This window comes from Paenibacillus sp. LS1 (genome assembly GCF_026013365.1).
Taxonomy (GTDB): Bacteria; Bacillota; Bacilli; order Paenibacillales; family Paenibacillaceae; genus Paenibacillus.
On sequence record NZ_JAPDOE010000001.1, the window covers coordinates 1206371 to 1222539 of the forward strand.

The window sequence follows — 16169 nt, forward strand, 5'->3', positions numbered from 1 at the left end:
ACTGGCATGCTGGGGAGTGTCGAATTAATCCGTAACTGGTTTCAAATGGCCTCTGATGGAGAGGCCCATGCTTCTGTTCGATTTGGGGATGCTTCCAACACTATTCTGGCTCACGATACCGTTTTGACTATGGATTTCATCAAGTCACATTACGGCTGGTTGAACGATCCTACCTATTGCGGGATAACCTTACCCAATGCGAGTGCGAGAGAAATTATTGTACACTGTCTGCGAAAAGCGGATTACGTCGGACATCTGATCCAGACAGATCACTGGTATTTCAAACCGTTATTCGATATGTGCCTTGCATATTACAAGGTTGAACCCAAGGAAACCTTCTATGCTTTTGAGAATAATTACATTGCCCGATTCAAGTTATTCTATGAAACATTCAAGACCATGCCTATTCTGATCTGTGGAGCCAAGGCTGAGCAGTATAGAGAAGTGCTGGAGCGGAGATACGGGTGGACAAGCATCGTGGGAACGGTGGACTGTCCCTCGTGGTCTCATGTGAGCACGGCATCCAAACAAATGGAACATATATTCCAACAGACACCGTGGAAGCTCGCTCTGGTATGCGCAGGTGCACCCGGCAAAGTGCTAACTATTAAGGCGAAAGAACTGCACACCGTAGGTGTGGATTTTGGTTCTGGAGCAGATGTTGCCATTCAAGCCGACACCGAAAATCTGAACGCCTGGGATTACAACGGATTTCCCGACTATTGGGAAGGCAGACCCAAAAAATGACCCTCTCCGGGTCTTTTTTACTGGATAATACTGTGATTCTAATCGAATTTTATCTCCTTAGTGGCTGTTGATAATTTAAACTATCTGCCTTATTATTGTTAAGATAACTCCTAATCTAACCTGGTTTAGACTTGCATGAAGAGGAGCTCTGCTAAGATATTCAAACCGTTGGAGGGAAATGTAATGGCGCACTCGCAGTCAAAGACCGAAACAGTAGCAACTCATTTAAGAACAAGATTTATGGAAGGTAACGTAGAGGGACACGAGATCGTTGTTGCCTTGATCAGTATGGTCAAAGCCGGGAAGATTAATCTAGATGAGGTTGCCCCTATTCTCTCTACAGTCTTTTTTGAACAACCGCAAGGTATTCTGTTGGCACTCGAAAAAGCTAGCAGTCTGATTGATGATGAATTAATTGATTCCATTCTCCACGAAGTAAACGAAAAAGCTTAATCTTACATACAAAGGGAGAGCTTATCATCAGATTTTAATTTACAACAACCAGTTATTCTCTCCACACTTTTAGATTGAATAGATTCATCACTGAGAAATTGGAATTTCTCGTTATTTTCTGTCCTCCTCCGCTTATCCTAGTAGTATTACGAAGGAGGGGACACCAATCGAGACAGTGAATAAAGCCATTTTATTTTTAGCAGTTATTGAAAACATGCTTGAAGCGCTCCACCATACAGAAGTAGATCAGACAGAACTTGTGGATTCGCTTGTCATGTTAGGTTTTGATCCCATTGAGATGTTGTACGAGACAAATACCATTAGATCTTTCCAAAAGATATGCAGGGCTTTCGCAGAACTCCATCTTACAGATGAGGCCCTGGACACCTTCTCAAAGGAGTAGTTACATAAACAGAACCCCACATCACATTCGACGTGGGGTTCTGTTTTTTTTGAATTTTGAACCCGTTTTGATCTTGATCAGCTTAACCTTCCCCATCCTGCCTCGTATAGGTCATCTAGGGACCATGGACATCTTCATCGCCCCTGTTGACTCTGACTTAATAAACGAAAGGATGGTTGTATGAGCCCAGCCAAACCAACACATGTGATCGAAACGAATCAACTCGCTGTAATTGGAGTCGTCGATGCATCCTCGATTCAGACCCAATATGAACTTGAGTATCCTGATCATATCGTGATTATACAACATTATTATTTTTTGAAAGATCCCTCTCACTTTAACTCCTGGTTAACTAGCAGGCATAGCCTTATTCAAGATACACTTTAGACTTTGGTCAGGCTTTTTTTGCGTCTGCGCTCATCAATTAAAACCTTCAGCAACAGTAACTCTCCATAAGTCAACTTCTTCTTACGTACCTTCTCTACCCATGCCCAATCGTCAATTACTTTGTCGTTGTAGGCATCTCCGATGTACTGATCAAGTTCATTCCAGGCCCATTGTGCGTAATCCAGAACGGTATTCATATCATCATCCTCCGTGACTGCTATTTCTTGCAGTGGGTTTAATTTTGTATGTACTGCTTGCTTGAATCTCTCATATTCACCTGGTTGTTTAATCCATGGGAGTGGACATTCCTTCCATCCTACGACTTCTTTATGGGTGAAGAAGACGGGTGGGAAGCCCCGTTCCCTGATTAGGTATACCGCGAGGTCTACAACGTTATTGAATGTATCTTCATGGATACTGCCATCCTTTTCAATGCACATCTCAATGCCCACTGTACTATTGTTTGGATATGTCCCAAGCTTGGCTAGCGCTTCCTTCGTGTACGTTGTGCTCCCGCAGTGGTAGGCCAGTTCATCATCCGGTAGACTGTTATATATCGAAGTTCGATCTACCGAGAAATGTGCGCTTGCATAACGGCTTTGCACTGCTTTATTTGAATCTTGCTGTGCCAAACTTGCAAAGTATTTGCTAATGTTCTTCGCGGGCGCTCCGGGAGAAGCCGTATAATGCATCACAATTCCACGTTTCGCTTTTAATTTCAGTCCGGCTCGACTGTATTTATTAACAGGTATGTAATCCTTGGTGATCTGTATCATTACATCTTCTCCTTGTCTTCAACTTGATCTTCATTACCTCGAAGCTTAAATAGAGCTGAAGTGATAAACTTCGGTACAGGCAGGCCCAGTTTCCCCATGTTCTCCAAAATACTAATTCCTTCTGTACCAATAATGAACATTAACATTGCATCTCGCATAAAATCATTGGAATTGCCTGCAACCATATCCAGTTGATGTGCAATAATGACAAAGACAAATGTCAATGACTTACGAGCAAGCCCCCACCATCCAACCCTGCTGGATAATTCCTTCCTATACCATGCAGACAACACCCCTGTGATGTAATCCAGCCCAACAAAGATGGTCACTGCAATAAACAGGTGATCAATTCCCCCTACCAAATACACGACTGCTGATAGCAGCCAACCAAACAAAACCATAAAAACGGTGTCTCTGTGCATTAACGTTCCCCCTCAATAACCTATTTCATGTCTAGGTTAGGCGGATCACAGACATAAGTCTCATACCAGACAGAAACCTCTGAAAAAACACTCACCATTCGCTAAACAAACAGCAAAAAAACCCTCTCGCTGGGATGCGGGAGGGATCATGACGAAAGGATTCAGCTATAGGTTGATGGATCTGGTGTAACGGGTACACCTGTTGTATTCGTTGGCGTTGTATTACGTTGGAACATGCCTTGAATTCGGTCCAAAACATAAGGGGTGGAGTCAATAAGTTTCTCAAACAGATGTGTGGAGTTATCGAGTGGTACAATGTGTACCCCCTGTTTACCTACGACCAGGAACGCAATAGGACGTATGGATACACCGCCGCCGCTACCGCCACCAAACGGAGAAGCAACTTTAGCTGAACTCGCATGTTCAGCAGAGGTGCCCGTAGCACCACTTTTGCCACTACTTTCTCCATTAACGTGAAAATCACTACCACCGGCAGCAAATCCGAATCCAACCTTACTGATCGGCAGAATTACGGTCCCATCTGGTGTTTCGACTGCATCGCCAACAATTGTATTGACATCCACCATGGCCTTGATATTCTCCATTGCGGTTTCCATTAAGCCTTGAATTGGATGATCTGACATTTTAATTCCCTCCAGTTTCAATGTAAGCTAGGTTTGATCTAACCATATCATCCCCAAACTTGAAGGGACTTATGTAAATAAGCAATTGAAGTATACGCTGTGTACTCCAACCCCACATTTTCAAAAACAGACCTGATATGATGGAAATTTATTGTGTTGTTCCACTAAGCTTTTGCTTTTGCTTTCGCTTCTCCTTACGCTTGCGTCGTTGTTCTTGAAGAAGCTTAAGCCACATCCGCCATCCGCCTTCGACTTGAAGCACTCGGGTGAGTAGTGTGATTCCAGCGATCAAAAGGGCTGTAATCCGAATCTTCACTCTGCAATCAAGCTCTGTTCTGAACTCCATTTCGTCTGACCACACCGGCATAACCTGAAGCACGGGTGTATCATCGAAACGGATCTGGTATGTGAGAAAACCAATGATAATGGACTTGATACTCCACACCCAGCCCGTTAACACCGCTGTGTATGCTGCATCGCCAACCCCGATGTGGGTAGACCAGGACAGCTCAGTCATATGTACATGCGTGAGTGTTTGCTTGAGCCACAGCTTGAGCGCATCAGTCGCCCTTAGCATAACTTTTACATCTTTGGCCCACTTCTTGACTTTACGTTTGTTAACCCGCTCGCTTCCCTGGGCTTCCCCTCTGGAGTGATTCATGGATTGTTCGGTCTTGACCAGAAAACCTTCCTTCATATTGCGAAAAACAATACTCGGAATCTCATAGTTAATCCGCACAATTCCATAGAGAAGACGAACATTAATATTGGCGTAATCATCACTTTTATGTTTACTGAATGTAAAATGTACATGAACATTTGAGATGAGGACTGCGGCAATCAGCAATGCGAACAACAAACCGATTCCTCCAAGCCAAATCCACACAGGCCTTACCTCCAAGCCCTCAATTCTTTTCTCGTCTAGTATGGCACTCTGGATAGGAAAAAATTCACGTCTGACCTAAAAATCCCATTTCATATAGGTTTGGAAACGGTCCGTAACCTTTTATATACACAAATTGGATTAAAGATTAGTTACACTGGTCACTCCGATGACAGAATAACTTTCCGATCACTGTTATCCCCAGATTTTTTTGATTCCCTTCTCTAAAGGGTAAATCCGGAGATAAAGGCGAACACTCCGTTTCTTCAGATTATTTCTGTCCTCTCCGTTATGTGTAAAATCTTTAGTTCAATTTATCTAAAAATAATGCACAAAAAAACCGACTCCACTGATGGGTGTCGGTTAGTATGAGCCTGCAAAATTAGAGTGAAGAGTCCAAATTATCGTCTTCGTTGTCGATATGACTTAAATCATCCGCCGGATCAACACTTTCCGGTTCCAGTTGTTGCAAATCCAGTTTGTTAAATAATAGTTGTGTCTCTTCCTCCAGGTTTTCCGAATCTTCGAACAAACCTGGTTCCGGAAGGTCTTTAATTGAAGCCAGCCCGAAATAATCCAGGAATGACTTGGTCGTTCCGTACAGAATTGGTCGTCCAATCGCCTCGGCCCGTCCCACTTCAATAATCAGATCCTTATTCACAAGTGTATGAATAGCCCGCTCTGATTTTACACCGCGAATTTCCTCAATCTCAACCCGTGTAATCGGCTGTCGGTACGCCACGATAGCCAGCGTCTCCAGAGCCGCCTGGGATAAGGAAGTTCGTGCTGGAGAGTACGCCAGTTTCTCAAAATACACAGCATGCTCAGGCAAGGTACCCAGCTGAACTACGCCGGCTATCTTGAGAATCTGTACACCTCGTCCCTGCTGTGAAAATTCAAGAATCATCTCCTCAATCGCGTCCGTTACAAGCTCCACTCGCTGGTCGACGATCTCAGCAATTTGTTTGATACTCAGACCTTCTTCTCCGGACAAAAACAGCAGGCCTTCAATAATCGATTTCAATTTCGGAAAATCCATGATTCTTTGTTTCCCCTCTCCACTCCATAACAATATCCTCAAACATCCGCTCCTGATAACAGACAATCTGCTTCATCTTCATCAGTTCCAGCACCGCCAGAAAAGTCACGACAATCTCATGGCGATAGATATGCTCATCCATCAACTTGGAGAACAAAAGTCTGCCCCCAGGCCCCATACTTTCCAAAGCGCCGATGACATCCCGTATCCGGTCCTTAACCGAAATTTCATCCCGTTTGATCCGGGTTACGGTTGTACGCTTCTCAGCCTTGCGTAGCGCCTTCTGAAATGCTGCAATTAGATCAGAGGTGTGTAAACCCTCGACCGGGTTCGATGGAGCTTCTACAGGCATATAAGGGCGCAGATCCTCGGGCTCTTTGGAAAAAATAAGGCTGCGTTCCCATTCCCGTTCATGAAGATGACGCGCAATTCCCTTGTACTTGCGATATTCTATCAGACGCGCAATCAGCTCTGCACGTGGATCATAATCTTCTTCTTCCATATAATCATAATCCTCGAAATCCTCAATGACCGGTGGTTTAGGCAGTAAAAGTTTGCTCTTGATCGACAGCAGTGTTGCTGCCATGACCAGAAATTCACTCGTAATATCCAGTTCCAGTTCCTGCATCGAATGCAGATACGCCATGTATTGATCGGTAATATCGCTGATGGGAATATCCTGGATATGAATTTCAGCCTTATCAATCAGATGAAGCAGCAGATCCAAAGGCCCTTCAAAAGTCTCCAGTTTGTATGTAACTACCGTCACTAGACGAATCCTCCCGCCAGAAAAATACAAAACCCTGCTAAGCCGTCCGAATCCGGTCTCCCGTTTTCGTCTGCGCAAAGCAGGGCACTACTATTAAATAAGCACTATTTTAGCTGTTTCGTCAAGTTTGCCATCTCAATTGCCGCCGTAGCTGCATCCCAACCTTTGTTACCCGCCTTGGTTCCGGCACGTTCAATCGCTTGTTCAATATTTTCAGTGGTAACCAGACCGAAGATTGTAGGCACGCCTGTTTTCAGGTTAATTGCTGCTACCCCTTTAGCCATCTCGTTGCACACATAATCATAATGCGTAGTTGATCCACGAATAACGGTTCCCAGGGTAATCACCGCATCATACTTGCCACTCTCCGCCATTTTCTGCGCAATCAAAGGGATTTCGAATGCACCTGGAACCCAGGCTACATCCACTTCATCATCCTGCACACCGTGACGTTTGAATGCATCAAGTGCTGCGCTAAGCAATTTGCTCGTGATGAATTCGTTAAAACGTCCAACAACAACTCCATATCTGGATCCTTCTGATACTAAATGTCCTTCAAAAAATTGTGGCATTCAAGTCATCTCCCTAACGGTATAATATAATGTAAGCAACAGAAATTCCGAAGTAATCACTTCCATAAATTACATGGTAAACGTTTTTCATCTACAACGAATTTACTCTTCGTTCTGCTCGATATCATCGAACTTTAGCATATGCCCAAGCTTGGCTTGCTTGGTATGAAGATAAACGGTATTATCCTCGTTCTCCTCCATCTGGATCGCGACACGCTCTACGACTTCAAGTCCATACCCTTCAAGGCCTTTGATTTTACGAGGGTTGTTTGTCAGCAGTCTGATCTGACGAACGCCAAGGTCTTTCAGAATTTGCGCGCCAATCCCGTAATCACGCAAGTCGGCAGCAAAGCCCAGCTTCAAGTTTGCATCCACGGTGTCCAGACCTTCCTCTTGCAGCTTGTAGGCTTTGAGTTTGTTGATCAGTCCAATGCCCCGACCTTCCTGTCTCATATAGAGCAGCACGCCATTGCCTTCTTCATGGATCTGTTTGAGTGCCGCATCAAACTGCGGACCACAGTCACAACGATGGGAATGGAATACATCGCCTGTCAAACATTCAGAGTGTACACGCACCAGTACGGGTTTGGAACCATCAATCTCACCTTTGACCAGAGCGACATGCTCCTTGTTGTCCACAGCGTTTGTATAGGCCACCGCTTGGAACTCACCAAAGTCCGTTGGCATGCGTACAGCCACTTCACGTTGAACCAGTTGCTCTTTTTCGTTACGGTAACGAATCATGTCCTGAATGCTGATCAGCTTCAGATCATGCTTGCGGGCAATCTCCTGCAGATCTGGAAGTCTGGCCATCGTGCCATCTTCCTTAATCACTTCACAGATTACGCCTGCGGGATACGAACCGCACATGATGGCGAGATCTACAGCTGCTTCCGTATGTCCGGCACGCCGAAGCACACCGCCGTCTTTTGCAATCAACGGGAACATGTGACCAGGTTTGCGGAAGTCCCCGGCTTTCGCTTCAGGATCGATCAGACCTTTCACAGTAATAGAACGTTCATGTGCCGAGATGCCTGTTGTAGTATCTTTGTGATCCACAGAGACGGTGAAGGCCGTTCCATGGAAATCCGTATTTTGTTGAACCATGGGTTTCAGGTTAAGTTCGTCCGCACGTTGTTGTGTAATCGGAACACAGACCAGACCTCTACCTTCAGTAATCATGAAATTAATGACTTCAGGTGTCGCCTTTTCGGCCAAAGCGATAAAATCACCTTCATTCTCCCGATCTTCATCATCCACAACAATGACGGGTTTACCACGCATGAGATCATATATGGCTTCTTCTACCGTGTCCAAAATGGATTGTTCTGACATTGGTCCACCTCCAGTGTATTTCTGTTCTCTATTTATGCAAATCCGTGATTGGAGAGAAAATCTTCACTGATACTGCGGGGCTTGCCAGCACCCGTCTCCTGATGTCCTCTCCCATACTGCAGCAAATGATCCACATATTTCCCTAAAATATCACATTCGATATTGATGGTATCCCCTGTCTTTTTCACATTTAGTACAGTCTCACCAATCGTATGAGGGATAATGGAAACTGTGAATGCCGTCTGTGACGTATGGACAACGGTCAAGCTAATACCATCCAGTGTAACCGATCCTTTGGGGATCAGATATTTGAACAACTCGTGGTCATCCGGCTTGATCTCAAACACAATTGCGTTCTGATCACGAGTTATACTGCCGATCACTCCAGTACCATCGACATGGCCTTGAACGATATGCCCTCCAAAACGGCCGCCTGATTGCATGGCTCGCTCCAGATTAACTTTACTGCCAGATTGCAACTGACTGAGATTGGTATGGCGATACGTTTCAGGCATTACATCGGCGGTAAAACCTCCACCTTCCAGCGTTGTGGCAGTTAAGCATACTCCGTTCACTGACACACTATCTCCAATCTTCAGATCGTCCATGATGGCGGAAGCTCCGATATTCAGGACCATCGCTTCGCCTTTCCGACCAATACGCCGAATCTGACCGACTTCTTCCACCAAACCGGTAAACATGCTGCCGCCTCCCTTGTTCATTTCTGAGGACCCTAACTTACTGCTATGATCCATTTATCTATTCAGGCCACACCGGAATACCGCCAATGCTGATATTATCTCCAACTTGTTCGATTTCCAGCTGATTCAATTGAATCGCCTGATTCATACGTTCCACACCCTCGAAGCGGAAGCTTCCCGGTGTATCATAACCGCCTACAATCTTAGGAGCGATAAACATCAGCAGTCGATCAACCAACCGTGCCTCCAGCATGGCTCCATTCAGGGTGCCTCCACCTTCAAGCAAAATCGAACCGATCTCACGCTCACCCAGCTTGCTAAGTCCGTTTAACAGATCCACACGTGGTCCAGGACCACAGCGTATAATTTCAACACCATAAGCTTCCAAACGCTCAGCAGCTTCAGGACTGGCTTCGTCTGTTGTCAGTACCCATGTTGGAGCAAGACCATCCTTAACCATCTTGGCACCTACAGGAAGACGCAGCTTGGAATCTACCACAATACGAACCGGACTGATACCTTCCACTTGCAAACGGGTAGTAAGCTCCGGATTATCCGCGATCACCGTGTCGACGCCAACCATAATTCCCTGGTGACGATGACGAAGCGCATGCACAATCTCACGAGCAGGCTCGTTCGAGATCCACTTGCTGTCTCCGCTGCGAGTAGCAATCTTTCCATCCAAAGTTGTAGCCGTCTTCAGCGTCACGAAAGGCAGTCCCGTTGTAATAAATTTAATGAATTTTTCATTCATACGTCTTCCACGCTCACGCAATACACCAACTTCAACTTCAATGCCTTGTTGACGGAGCATGCTTATGCCCTTGCCGGATACTTGCGGATTTGGATCTTCACAACATACCACGACACGTTTCACCTTTTCATGAATCAGGCGTTCACTGCAAGGTGGCGTCTTGCCATAATGACTACAGGGCTCGAGTGTAACATATACCGTACTGCCTTCTGCGTCGCTTCCTGCCATGTTCAGTGCATGCACTTCCGCATGACCGGTTCCACGTTTCAGATGGCTTCCCAGGCCTACTATACGACCCTCTTTGACAACTACACATCCAACGACCGGATTAATTCCCGTCTGTCCCTGTGCTCGTTCCGCCATATCTAGTGCCAGTGCCATATAAAATTCATCATTGATCATTTCCAAATCCGTTCACCCCGCGGTTTAAAGTCTTGTTTATTAAAAAATCCCCGTCGAACAATCAGTTCGATGGGGATGATGAGAGACAAATGTCAACAGCAGGAGTGAAATGGATACAGCACGCCAACACTTTGCCCAAAACTTCATTTCGGGCAAGTGAAAATAGACACATACCTTAATGAACATCAATTACAGGTAAAGAGCTTTTATAGTGTGGCATATGTATGGAACTGTCCGGCGTATCCGGATCTTCCCTGCACAGTGCAAAACATCACAAACCGTACTGTGCAGCAATACTCCTGCTGAATGCAAACCTGTTAGGTCTGCACCTCTCCTTCTCCCATCCAGACTATACTGTCGGTTCTGGAATTACACCAGATCAGCCATCTGCCATAGGCAGACAGGTCACGGACTTTGCATCAAGTGCTGGACTTGTGTCCTTACACTTCATGCATCACCGCCGGTAGGGAATCGCACCCTGCCCTGAAGGATTGCTTTCGTTATTAATTGGATGTTAGCACTTTAATGCCAAAAAATCAATTGTTTTTTGTTCCTTTTTGTCACATACTAACTTTTAATAAGCTAAGAAACAGCAAAAACCGCTCCCTCCCAAGGAGGCACGGTTTTTACTTCGAGGCATTTAAATCCATCGCATTATACTACATATCAGGAAAACACCAGCTCGCCATATGCTTTAATTCTTTGGCATTATGAAAGGGAATGCGGTCAGGTTCTTGCAGGGGCGAAGTGGGAAGCGGAAACTCTCTTGCCACCCTTCTGACCCAACTTGTGGAATCGATAGCAATAGCCGAGCATTTCCAGCGTCCATTCGCTCTCGGTCGAAACGTTCCATGTAAATCTGCTTTTGCCGGCATCTCTGGAAAGACACCATCCAGATATTCGACGATGACACGTTTGTCTCTGACTTCATGACAGTATACTGTTACCCACACACCTTCCCGAACCCGAACAGCATACACATCTCCAGACTGTACCTCCCCGGTACCTGCATCAGGAGATGCCTTTGGCACTTTCCCGCGAACACTTCTCTTTTTCTCCAATGCACCTAAGATTGTGTCCTTTACTGCTGGATTCTCTTCAGGCTTATCCGCAAGAGATATATTACCCAGATCAAAATCATGGAATATCTTGTTCAGGTTGTTCTCATTGATTCCGACAGATGAGTCCCACCACGCCAGAGGCGCCTGTACCTCAACCCGCACATTGGGACGTTCGTCACGCTGTATGTAAGTCGTAAATTGAGTTATCATTCCGGGATGTTCCGGCGTATCCAGTATGCCAATCAGAGCTAACGTCTCAAGCAAGTCACGGTATGCATATTCTTTTTGGGTAGGCAAAAGACGTTCCTTCTTGAGCGCTAGTGCTGCCTTGCTATAGCGTGTTTTGGGAGGTAATTCGCGTAGCACCGTTAACACCGCACGAAATGTCCAGCGGTCGTATTCATTTGCTATTGGAAGCTCCTGCGCTGTAGACAGCTCTCGAAGTGCCAGTACTTGTCCAAAGGGATCACCGTCCAGCGGGGTTCCATTAGTCATGCGCCAATACCATTGCAGCGTCGTGTCGGTGGCTTGCTCTACACTTAATCCGCAGATCTTACAAGTGCTCGAAGATGGATATGGCGTGTGTTCATGACTTGGCATACTGCTTGCAATAAGCTTGCCCGTAAGAAGCGAGCGCCAGATCATGGGTGCTGACCACAAAGAAGAGACAAAGGCCTGTGCTGCTTCATTTATTGTCCATTGATCCGCAAGTTTTTTCAGTTCAGTGATCGTTTCATCATGTTGCGGACGCACAAATCGATTCGGTTCATGCCCTGCTGCTTCAAGAGCTTCTCGATCCTGCGAGGATACACTATCCGGAACGATATGTCGCGATGCCTGCAGTTCTTCATCCCACAACGTGCGCTCACTGTAAATTTGTTTTAACAAGCTTAGCTGGGTAACCATATCCAAGGTTCATTCATCCTTTCCAATCATCGATTTCAAATATGTGATATATAAAAAATAAAAAAAGTGCTTCTATAAAAGAAGCACTTCATAATTGGATCCAGTTAAGCTGAAGGTATTAAGCTTCTACAACTTCAACAGTTTCCATTTTGTCTTTACCTTCTAAAGCGTCTACGAACTCCATACCTTTAGTTACTTTACCAAATACAGTATGTTGTCCATCCAAATGTGGTTGCGGTTGGTAGCAGATGTAGAACTGGCTTCCACCTGTGTTACGGCCAGCATGTGCCATAGCAAGTGTTCCGCGCTCATGTTTGTTCGGGTTGATTTCACAGTTGATTGTGTAACCTGGGCCACCTGCACCGGAACCGTTAGGGCATCCGCCTTGAGCTACGAAGCCCGGGATAACGCGGTGGAATGTAAGACCATTGTAGAAACCGGAGTTAGCCAGTTTCTCAAAGTTTGCTACTGTGTTTGGAGCTTCTTGATCGAACAGATCGATCAGAACCTCTCCGCCGTTTGCCAATTTAATTTTCGCTTGTTTCGCCATATGTAAATGACTCCTTTCGTATTGACCATCGTTAATGGTGCCAGAAGGCATGACCCTGGGCCAAGCATTACAGCACTTTTCTTAGTGTACACCGAAAATGTCTGGATCGCAAAAAAAACGGCAACTTTTTTCATGCTTTAGCTCAAATACACAAAAAACAGACGAAAAGGAAGTTCCCTTTTCATCTGCTTTAACTGTGAAATCCATATATCCTGAACAATGCAGAAACAAATGCATTATCTTTGACGAATTAGCGAGTTACTGGCTGTTTGCCAATACGTGCAGGTACCAAGTCATTCTGGATGATATCCTGATACGTCTCACGGCGTACCACAACATCCCCTTGACCGTCTTTGACAAATACAACGGCCGGACGACGAATCCGATTGTAGTTGCTTGCCATGGAGTAGTTATACGCGCCTGTGCAAGCTACAGCGAGCAGGTCGCCACTTTCCACTTTTGGCAGGTCCAGATCCCAGATCAGCATATCGCCACTCTCGCAGCATTTACCCGCAACAGATACCGTTTCCTGAGCAGCCTCATTCGCACGGTTGGCAAGCACAGCTTCATACTTGGATTCATACAAAGCAGGACGTGGGTTATCGGTCATACCACCATCAACGGCAACATATTTACGCACACCTGGAATGTCTTTGCTTGTTCCAACAGTATACAGCGTTGTTCCCGCTTCACCCACGATGCTGCGGCCTGGTTCAACCCAAATTTCAGGTACGGCATAGCCGATTTGAGCAAAATGATTTTTAACTGCATCTGTAATAGCCTTCACGTATTGCGCAACTTCAAGCGGCGTATCTCCGTCGATATAACGGATTCCGAATCCCCCACCAAGGTTAACCACTTTGAAAGCAACGTTAAGACGCTCATATACGCTTGCTGCAAATTCAGCAACACGTTGAACCGCCATCTGGAAACCTTCAACTTCAAAGATCTGGGAACCGATGTGGGAATGCACACCGAGCAATACCAGGTTAGACTGCTTGGAAGCCAGTTCAATCGCTTCAAATGCCGTACCATTGCCGATATCAAATCCAAATTTCGAATCCGTCTGACCAGTGGAAATATATTCATGCGTATGTGCCTCAACACCAGGCGTCACACGAAGCAAAATGTTTACTTTACGATTTTTGTCCGCTGCTACAGCCTGCAACAGATGCAATTCATTGAAGTTATCAACAACAAAGCATCCGATCTCTGCATCAAGAGCCATTTCGATCTCTTCCAACGTTTTATTGTTACCGTGGAAATGAATGCGCTCAGCCGGGAATCCTGCTTGCAGTGCAGTGAACAGTTCACCGTCAGATACGACATCCAGGGAAAGTCCTTCTTCAGCTGCAAGGGCACACATCGCCATTACACAAAATGCTTTACTTGCGTAAGCAACCTGGAAGCCCAGTCCGGAAGCACGGAAAGCTTCCATATACTCTCTGCAACGCTCGCGAACCAATTGCTCGTCCACAACGTACAGGGGAGTTCCAAATTGTTCTTTCAGATTTGTAGCATCGACTCCGCCAATCTCCAGATGTCCTTGCGCATTTATTTTACTTGTACCATGTAAATACATAATCTGCATTCCTCACTTTTTATATACTGGAACAATTGATATTCCAATGATTTTACACCAGTATATCAAATTAGGCAGCGGGATGAATGGATTTTTCGGAAGATCATTTGTGTTTTTTACTTTTTCGCAGTTCCCCGTCCGGATCATCGGACATTTTGGTGTTGTCACGTGTCTTATTAAATGATGGACGTTTTTTATTTTCCAACAGCGGAAGCCGGAATAAAAAGTTGCCCAGGGCCTTTGCATTAAACGGTATAAAAGGCCAGAGATACGAAGAATTGTACGACCGGTGAACGGTAAGCGCCAATATAAGCAATGTACAGCCCACGACCAATCCCGGAACCTTGAATATCGCTACGGCAATGAGCAGAACTAACCTGACCAGCCTGTTGGCGAGACCCAGCTCGTAACTTGGCGTGGCAAACATGCCGATAGCTGCGATGGCCATATAGAGTACAACTTCATTGACAAAATATCCCGTTTTCACCGCGATATCCCCGACTAGAATGGCCGCGATTAAGCCCATAGCCGATGCCAGAGGTGTAGGCGTATGAACCGCTGCCATCCGTAGTAAATCGACGCCCAGTTCGATCAGGAGAAACTGTAGAATTAACGGCAGCTTTACATTTTCCTGTGGACCAATAAAGTCGAGTCCCATCGGTTTAATTGAAGGGTCGATAACCATGAGAAGCCATAATGGTAGCAAAAACAACGAGATGAGAATCCCTGCAAAACGCACCCATCGTAAATAGGTTCCCATCAAGGCTGTCTGTCTGTTCTCCTCCGCATGCTCACAAAGGTCGAAGAAGGTCGTAGGCAGAATCATCACACTGGGGGAAGTGTCTACGAAAATGACAACTCGTCCTTCCAGCAAATGAGAAGCTGTAACATCTGGTCGTTCTGAATAACGAACGAGTGGGAACGGATTCCATCCCTTGTTGATAATCGCTTCCTCCAGCTGCTTATCGGCGGCGGGAATACCATCGATATCCACTCGCTGAATTTTTTCACGAACTGAATCCACCTGCACTTTATCGACAATATCATCAATGTACACTACGCAGACGTCCGTTTGTGTTCTCCGCCCCACCTGCATGATCTCAAACTTCAATCCAGGGTCGCGTATTCTGCGACGCACTAATGTTACGTTGGTCAGGAGCGTCTCGGTAAAGCCGTCTCTGGAACCTCGGACTACCCTTTCCAATGAAGGTTCTTCCGGTGAACGTACCGGGTAACTCCGGGTATCCATAATCAAGACTGAGCGATCCCCTTCTACGAACATCGCACTCATACCGGTAAGAACCTTGTTGATGACCGCACTCATCTTGTCGACTTTTTCTACCTGAATATGTGGAATGTAACATTCGAAATAGGATTTGAGCGCGTGTCCGGACACATCATCCGGTGTGAGATAGGTCAATCTTTTTAACACTTCAAGCAAAATCTCATCCTTCGCAAAACCGGTAATCATCAGCAATCCAACGTGCTTGCCACCCAGAACCATTTCCCTCATATTAACGTCGAAGGATTCTCCGAGTCCCAGCACCTGTTGAAGCGTATATTTATTTTCACTCATGCGTGGGGAGATATCATCGTTTTCCTGCCAATATTGCACCGATTCCTCAATGCTGTCGGACATCTCATTTTGTTTTTTCTTATTGTACGCTTTCTTCTCTTCTTCCTTCTGAATCTCATAAGCCGACTTGTGCAACATTTCTTCCGTTATACCTTCACTATTTTCCTGGCCTGTATGTTCCGTTCGTTCATCCATTTTCCATCCTCC

The 16169-nt window shown here is 45.6% G+C and carries 18 protein-coding genes and 1 riboswitch; of the genes, 4 read left to right on the plus strand and 14 right to left on the minus strand.

The genetic code is table 11. The annotated features are described in order from the left end of the window. Window positions 1-6 precede the first annotated feature (6 nt). The 4 genes from OM416_RS05145 to OM416_RS05160 all read left to right on the plus strand — a co-directional run bounded on the left by OM416_RS05145 (window position 7) and on the right by OM416_RS05160 (window position 1990). Window positions 7-747 carry a GT-D fold domain-containing glycosyltransferase gene (locus OM416_RS05145; protein ID WP_264927625.1) on the plus strand — a complete coding sequence of 247 codons (741 nt, stop codon included), beginning with the start codon at window positions 7-9 and terminating at the stop codon, window positions 745-747. A gap of 183 nt (window positions 748-930) precedes the next feature. Beyond that, window positions 931-1200 carry a hypothetical protein gene (locus OM416_RS05150; RefSeq protein WP_264927627.1) on the plus strand — a complete coding sequence of 90 codons (270 nt, stop codon included), beginning with the start codon at window positions 931-933 and terminating at the stop codon, window positions 1198-1200. A 175-nt stretch (window positions 1201-1375) separates the two neighbouring features. Continuing rightward, a complete protein-coding gene (locus OM416_RS05155) occupies window positions 1376-1603 on the plus strand; it encodes a hypothetical protein (protein ID WP_264927629.1) in 228 nt (75 codons plus the stop codon). Between the two features lie 180 nt (window positions 1604-1783). Beyond that, on the plus strand, window positions 1784-1990 hold the full coding sequence (locus OM416_RS05160) for a hypothetical protein (RefSeq protein WP_264927631.1): 207 nt from the start codon (window positions 1784-1786) through the stop codon (window positions 1988-1990). On the opposite strand, the gene OM416_RS05165 is transcribed toward OM416_RS05160, so the two are convergent. From OM416_RS05165 to OM416_RS05230, 14 genes are all read right to left on the minus strand, one after another. Then, the gene (locus OM416_RS05165) at window positions 1987-2766 is read right to left on the minus strand and encodes an N-acetylmuramoyl-L-alanine amidase family protein (RefSeq protein WP_264927632.1); all 780 of its coding nucleotides are present in this window, start codon (window positions 2764-2766) and stop codon (window positions 1987-1989) included. The two genes, OM416_RS05160 and OM416_RS05165, sit on opposite strands and share 4 nt — an antisense overlap. Continuing rightward, window positions 2766-3188: a holin family protein gene (locus OM416_RS05170; protein ID WP_105409163.1), complete on the minus strand. Its 423-nt coding sequence runs from the start codon at window positions 3186-3188 to the stop codon at window positions 2766-2768. The genes OM416_RS05165 and OM416_RS05170 overlap by 1 nt, the downstream gene beginning before the upstream one ends. Before the next feature lie 161 nt (window positions 3189-3349). Then, a complete protein-coding gene (gene ytfJ / locus OM416_RS05175) occupies window positions 3350-3832 on the minus strand; it encodes a GerW family sporulation protein (protein WP_036607830.1) in 483 nt (160 codons plus the stop codon). A gap of 148 nt (window positions 3833-3980) precedes the next feature. Continuing rightward, window positions 3981-4718: a DUF2953 domain-containing protein gene (locus OM416_RS05180; protein WP_264927638.1), complete on the minus strand. Its 738-nt coding sequence runs from the start codon at window positions 4716-4718 to the stop codon at window positions 3981-3983. A 379-nt stretch (window positions 4719-5097) separates the two neighbouring features. Continuing rightward, on the minus strand, window positions 5098-5754 hold the full coding sequence (gene scpB / locus OM416_RS05185) for an SMC-Scp complex subunit ScpB (RefSeq protein WP_264927640.1): 657 nt from the start codon (window positions 5752-5754) through the stop codon (window positions 5098-5100). Then, window positions 5723-6523, minus strand: a complete 801-nt coding sequence (locus OM416_RS05190) for a segregation and condensation protein A (RefSeq protein ID WP_017687652.1) — start codon at window positions 6521-6523, stop codon at window positions 5723-5725. The genes scpB and OM416_RS05190 overlap by 32 nt, the downstream gene beginning before the upstream one ends. 104 nt (window positions 6524-6627) lie before the next feature. Then, window positions 6628-7095, minus strand: coding sequence for a 6,7-dimethyl-8-ribityllumazine synthase (gene ribE / locus OM416_RS05195; protein WP_017687651.1), 468 nt, complete (start codon window positions 7093-7095; stop codon window positions 6628-6630). A 102-nt stretch (window positions 7096-7197) separates the two neighbouring features. After that, a complete protein-coding gene (locus OM416_RS05200; RefSeq protein ID WP_169482039.1) occupies window positions 7198-8430 on the minus strand; it encodes a bifunctional 3,4-dihydroxy-2-butanone-4-phosphate synthase/GTP cyclohydrolase II in 1233 nt (410 codons plus the stop codon). Between the two features lie 32 nt (window positions 8431-8462). Then, window positions 8463-9131: a riboflavin synthase gene (ribE, locus tag OM416_RS05205; RefSeq protein WP_264927645.1), complete on the minus strand. Its 669-nt coding sequence runs from the start codon at window positions 9129-9131 to the stop codon at window positions 8463-8465. Window positions 9132-9189: 58 nt separating this feature from the next. Continuing rightward, window positions 9190-10293, minus strand: coding sequence for a bifunctional diaminohydroxyphosphoribosylaminopyrimidine deaminase/5-amino-6-(5-phosphoribosylamino)uracil reductase RibD (gene ribD / locus OM416_RS05210; RefSeq protein ID WP_264927647.1), 1104 nt, complete (start codon window positions 10291-10293; stop codon window positions 9190-9192). 322 nt (window positions 10294-10615) lie between these two features. Continuing rightward, window positions 10616-10782: riboswitch (FMN riboswitch) on the minus strand. A 164-nt stretch (window positions 10783-10946) separates the two neighbouring features. Further along, window positions 10947-12254: a hypothetical protein gene (locus tag OM416_RS05215; protein WP_264928819.1), complete on the minus strand. Its 1308-nt coding sequence runs from the start codon at window positions 12252-12254 to the stop codon at window positions 10947-10949. 118 nt (window positions 12255-12372) lie between these two features. Continuing rightward, the gene (locus OM416_RS05220; RefSeq protein WP_017687646.1) at window positions 12373-12804 is read right to left on the minus strand and encodes a peptidylprolyl isomerase; all 432 of its coding nucleotides are present in this window, start codon (window positions 12802-12804) and stop codon (window positions 12373-12375) included. A gap of 250 nt (window positions 12805-13054) precedes the next feature. Beyond that, window positions 13055-14386 carry a diaminopimelate decarboxylase gene (gene lysA / locus OM416_RS05225; RefSeq protein WP_264927649.1) on the minus strand — a complete coding sequence of 444 codons (1332 nt, stop codon included), beginning with the start codon at window positions 14384-14386 and terminating at the stop codon, window positions 13055-13057. Window positions 14387-14489: 103 nt separating this feature from the next. Then, window positions 14490-16157 (minus strand): spore germination protein, encoded by a 1668-nt coding sequence (locus OM416_RS05230; protein ID WP_264927651.1) that lies wholly within the window; start codon window positions 16155-16157, stop codon window positions 14490-14492. Window positions 16158-16169 lie beyond the last annotated feature (12 nt).

Bases quoted from the DNA above. Each gene is read 5' to 3' on its own strand.
- OM416_RS05145 (WP_264927625.1), top strand. From the start codon at position 7: ATGCTGGGGAGTGTCGAATTAATCCGTAACTGGTTTCAAATGGCCTCT.
- OM416_RS05150 (WP_264927627.1), top strand. From the start codon at position 931: ATGGCGCACTCGCAGTCAAAGACCGAAACAGTAGCAACTCATTTAAGA.
- OM416_RS05160 (WP_264927631.1), top strand. From the start codon at position 1,784: ATGAGCCCAGCCAAACCAACACATGTGATCGAAACGAATCAACTCGCT.
- OM416_RS05165 (WP_264927632.1), bottom strand. From the start codon at position 2,766: ATGATACAGATCACCAAGGATTACATACCTGTTAATAAATACAGTCGA.
- OM416_RS05170 (WP_105409163.1), bottom strand. From the start codon at position 3,188: ATGCACAGAGACACCGTTTTTATGGTTTTGTTTGGTTGGCTGCTATCA.
- ytfJ (WP_036607830.1), bottom strand. From the start codon at position 3,832: ATGTCAGATCATCCAATTCAAGGCTTAATGGAAACCGCAATGGAGAAT.
- scpB (WP_264927640.1), bottom strand. From the start codon at position 5,754: ATGGATTTTCCGAAATTGAAATCGATTATTGAAGGCCTGCTGTTTTTG.
- ribE (WP_017687651.1), bottom strand. From the start codon at position 7,095: ATGCCACAATTTTTTGAAGGACATTTAGTATCAGAAGGATCCAGATAT.
- OM416_RS05200 (WP_169482039.1), bottom strand. From the start codon at position 8,430: ATGTCAGAACAATCCATTTTGGACACGGTAGAAGAAGCCATATATGAT.
- ribE (WP_264927645.1), bottom strand. From the start codon at position 9,131: ATGTTTACCGGTTTGGTGGAAGAAGTCGGTCAGATTCGGCGTATTGGT.
- OM416_RS05215 (WP_264928819.1), bottom strand. From the start codon at position 12,254: ATGGTTACCCAGCTAAGCTTGTTAAAACAAATTTACAGTGAGCGCACG.
- OM416_RS05220 (WP_017687646.1), bottom strand. From the start codon at position 12,804: ATGGCGAAACAAGCGAAAATTAAATTGGCAAACGGCGGAGAGGTTCTG.
- lysA (WP_264927649.1), bottom strand. From the start codon at position 14,386: ATGTATTTACATGGTACAAGTAAAATAAATGCGCAAGGACATCTGGAG.
- OM416_RS05230 (WP_264927651.1), bottom strand. From the start codon at position 16,157: ATGGATGAACGAACGGAACATACAGGCCAGGAAAATAGTGAAGGTATA.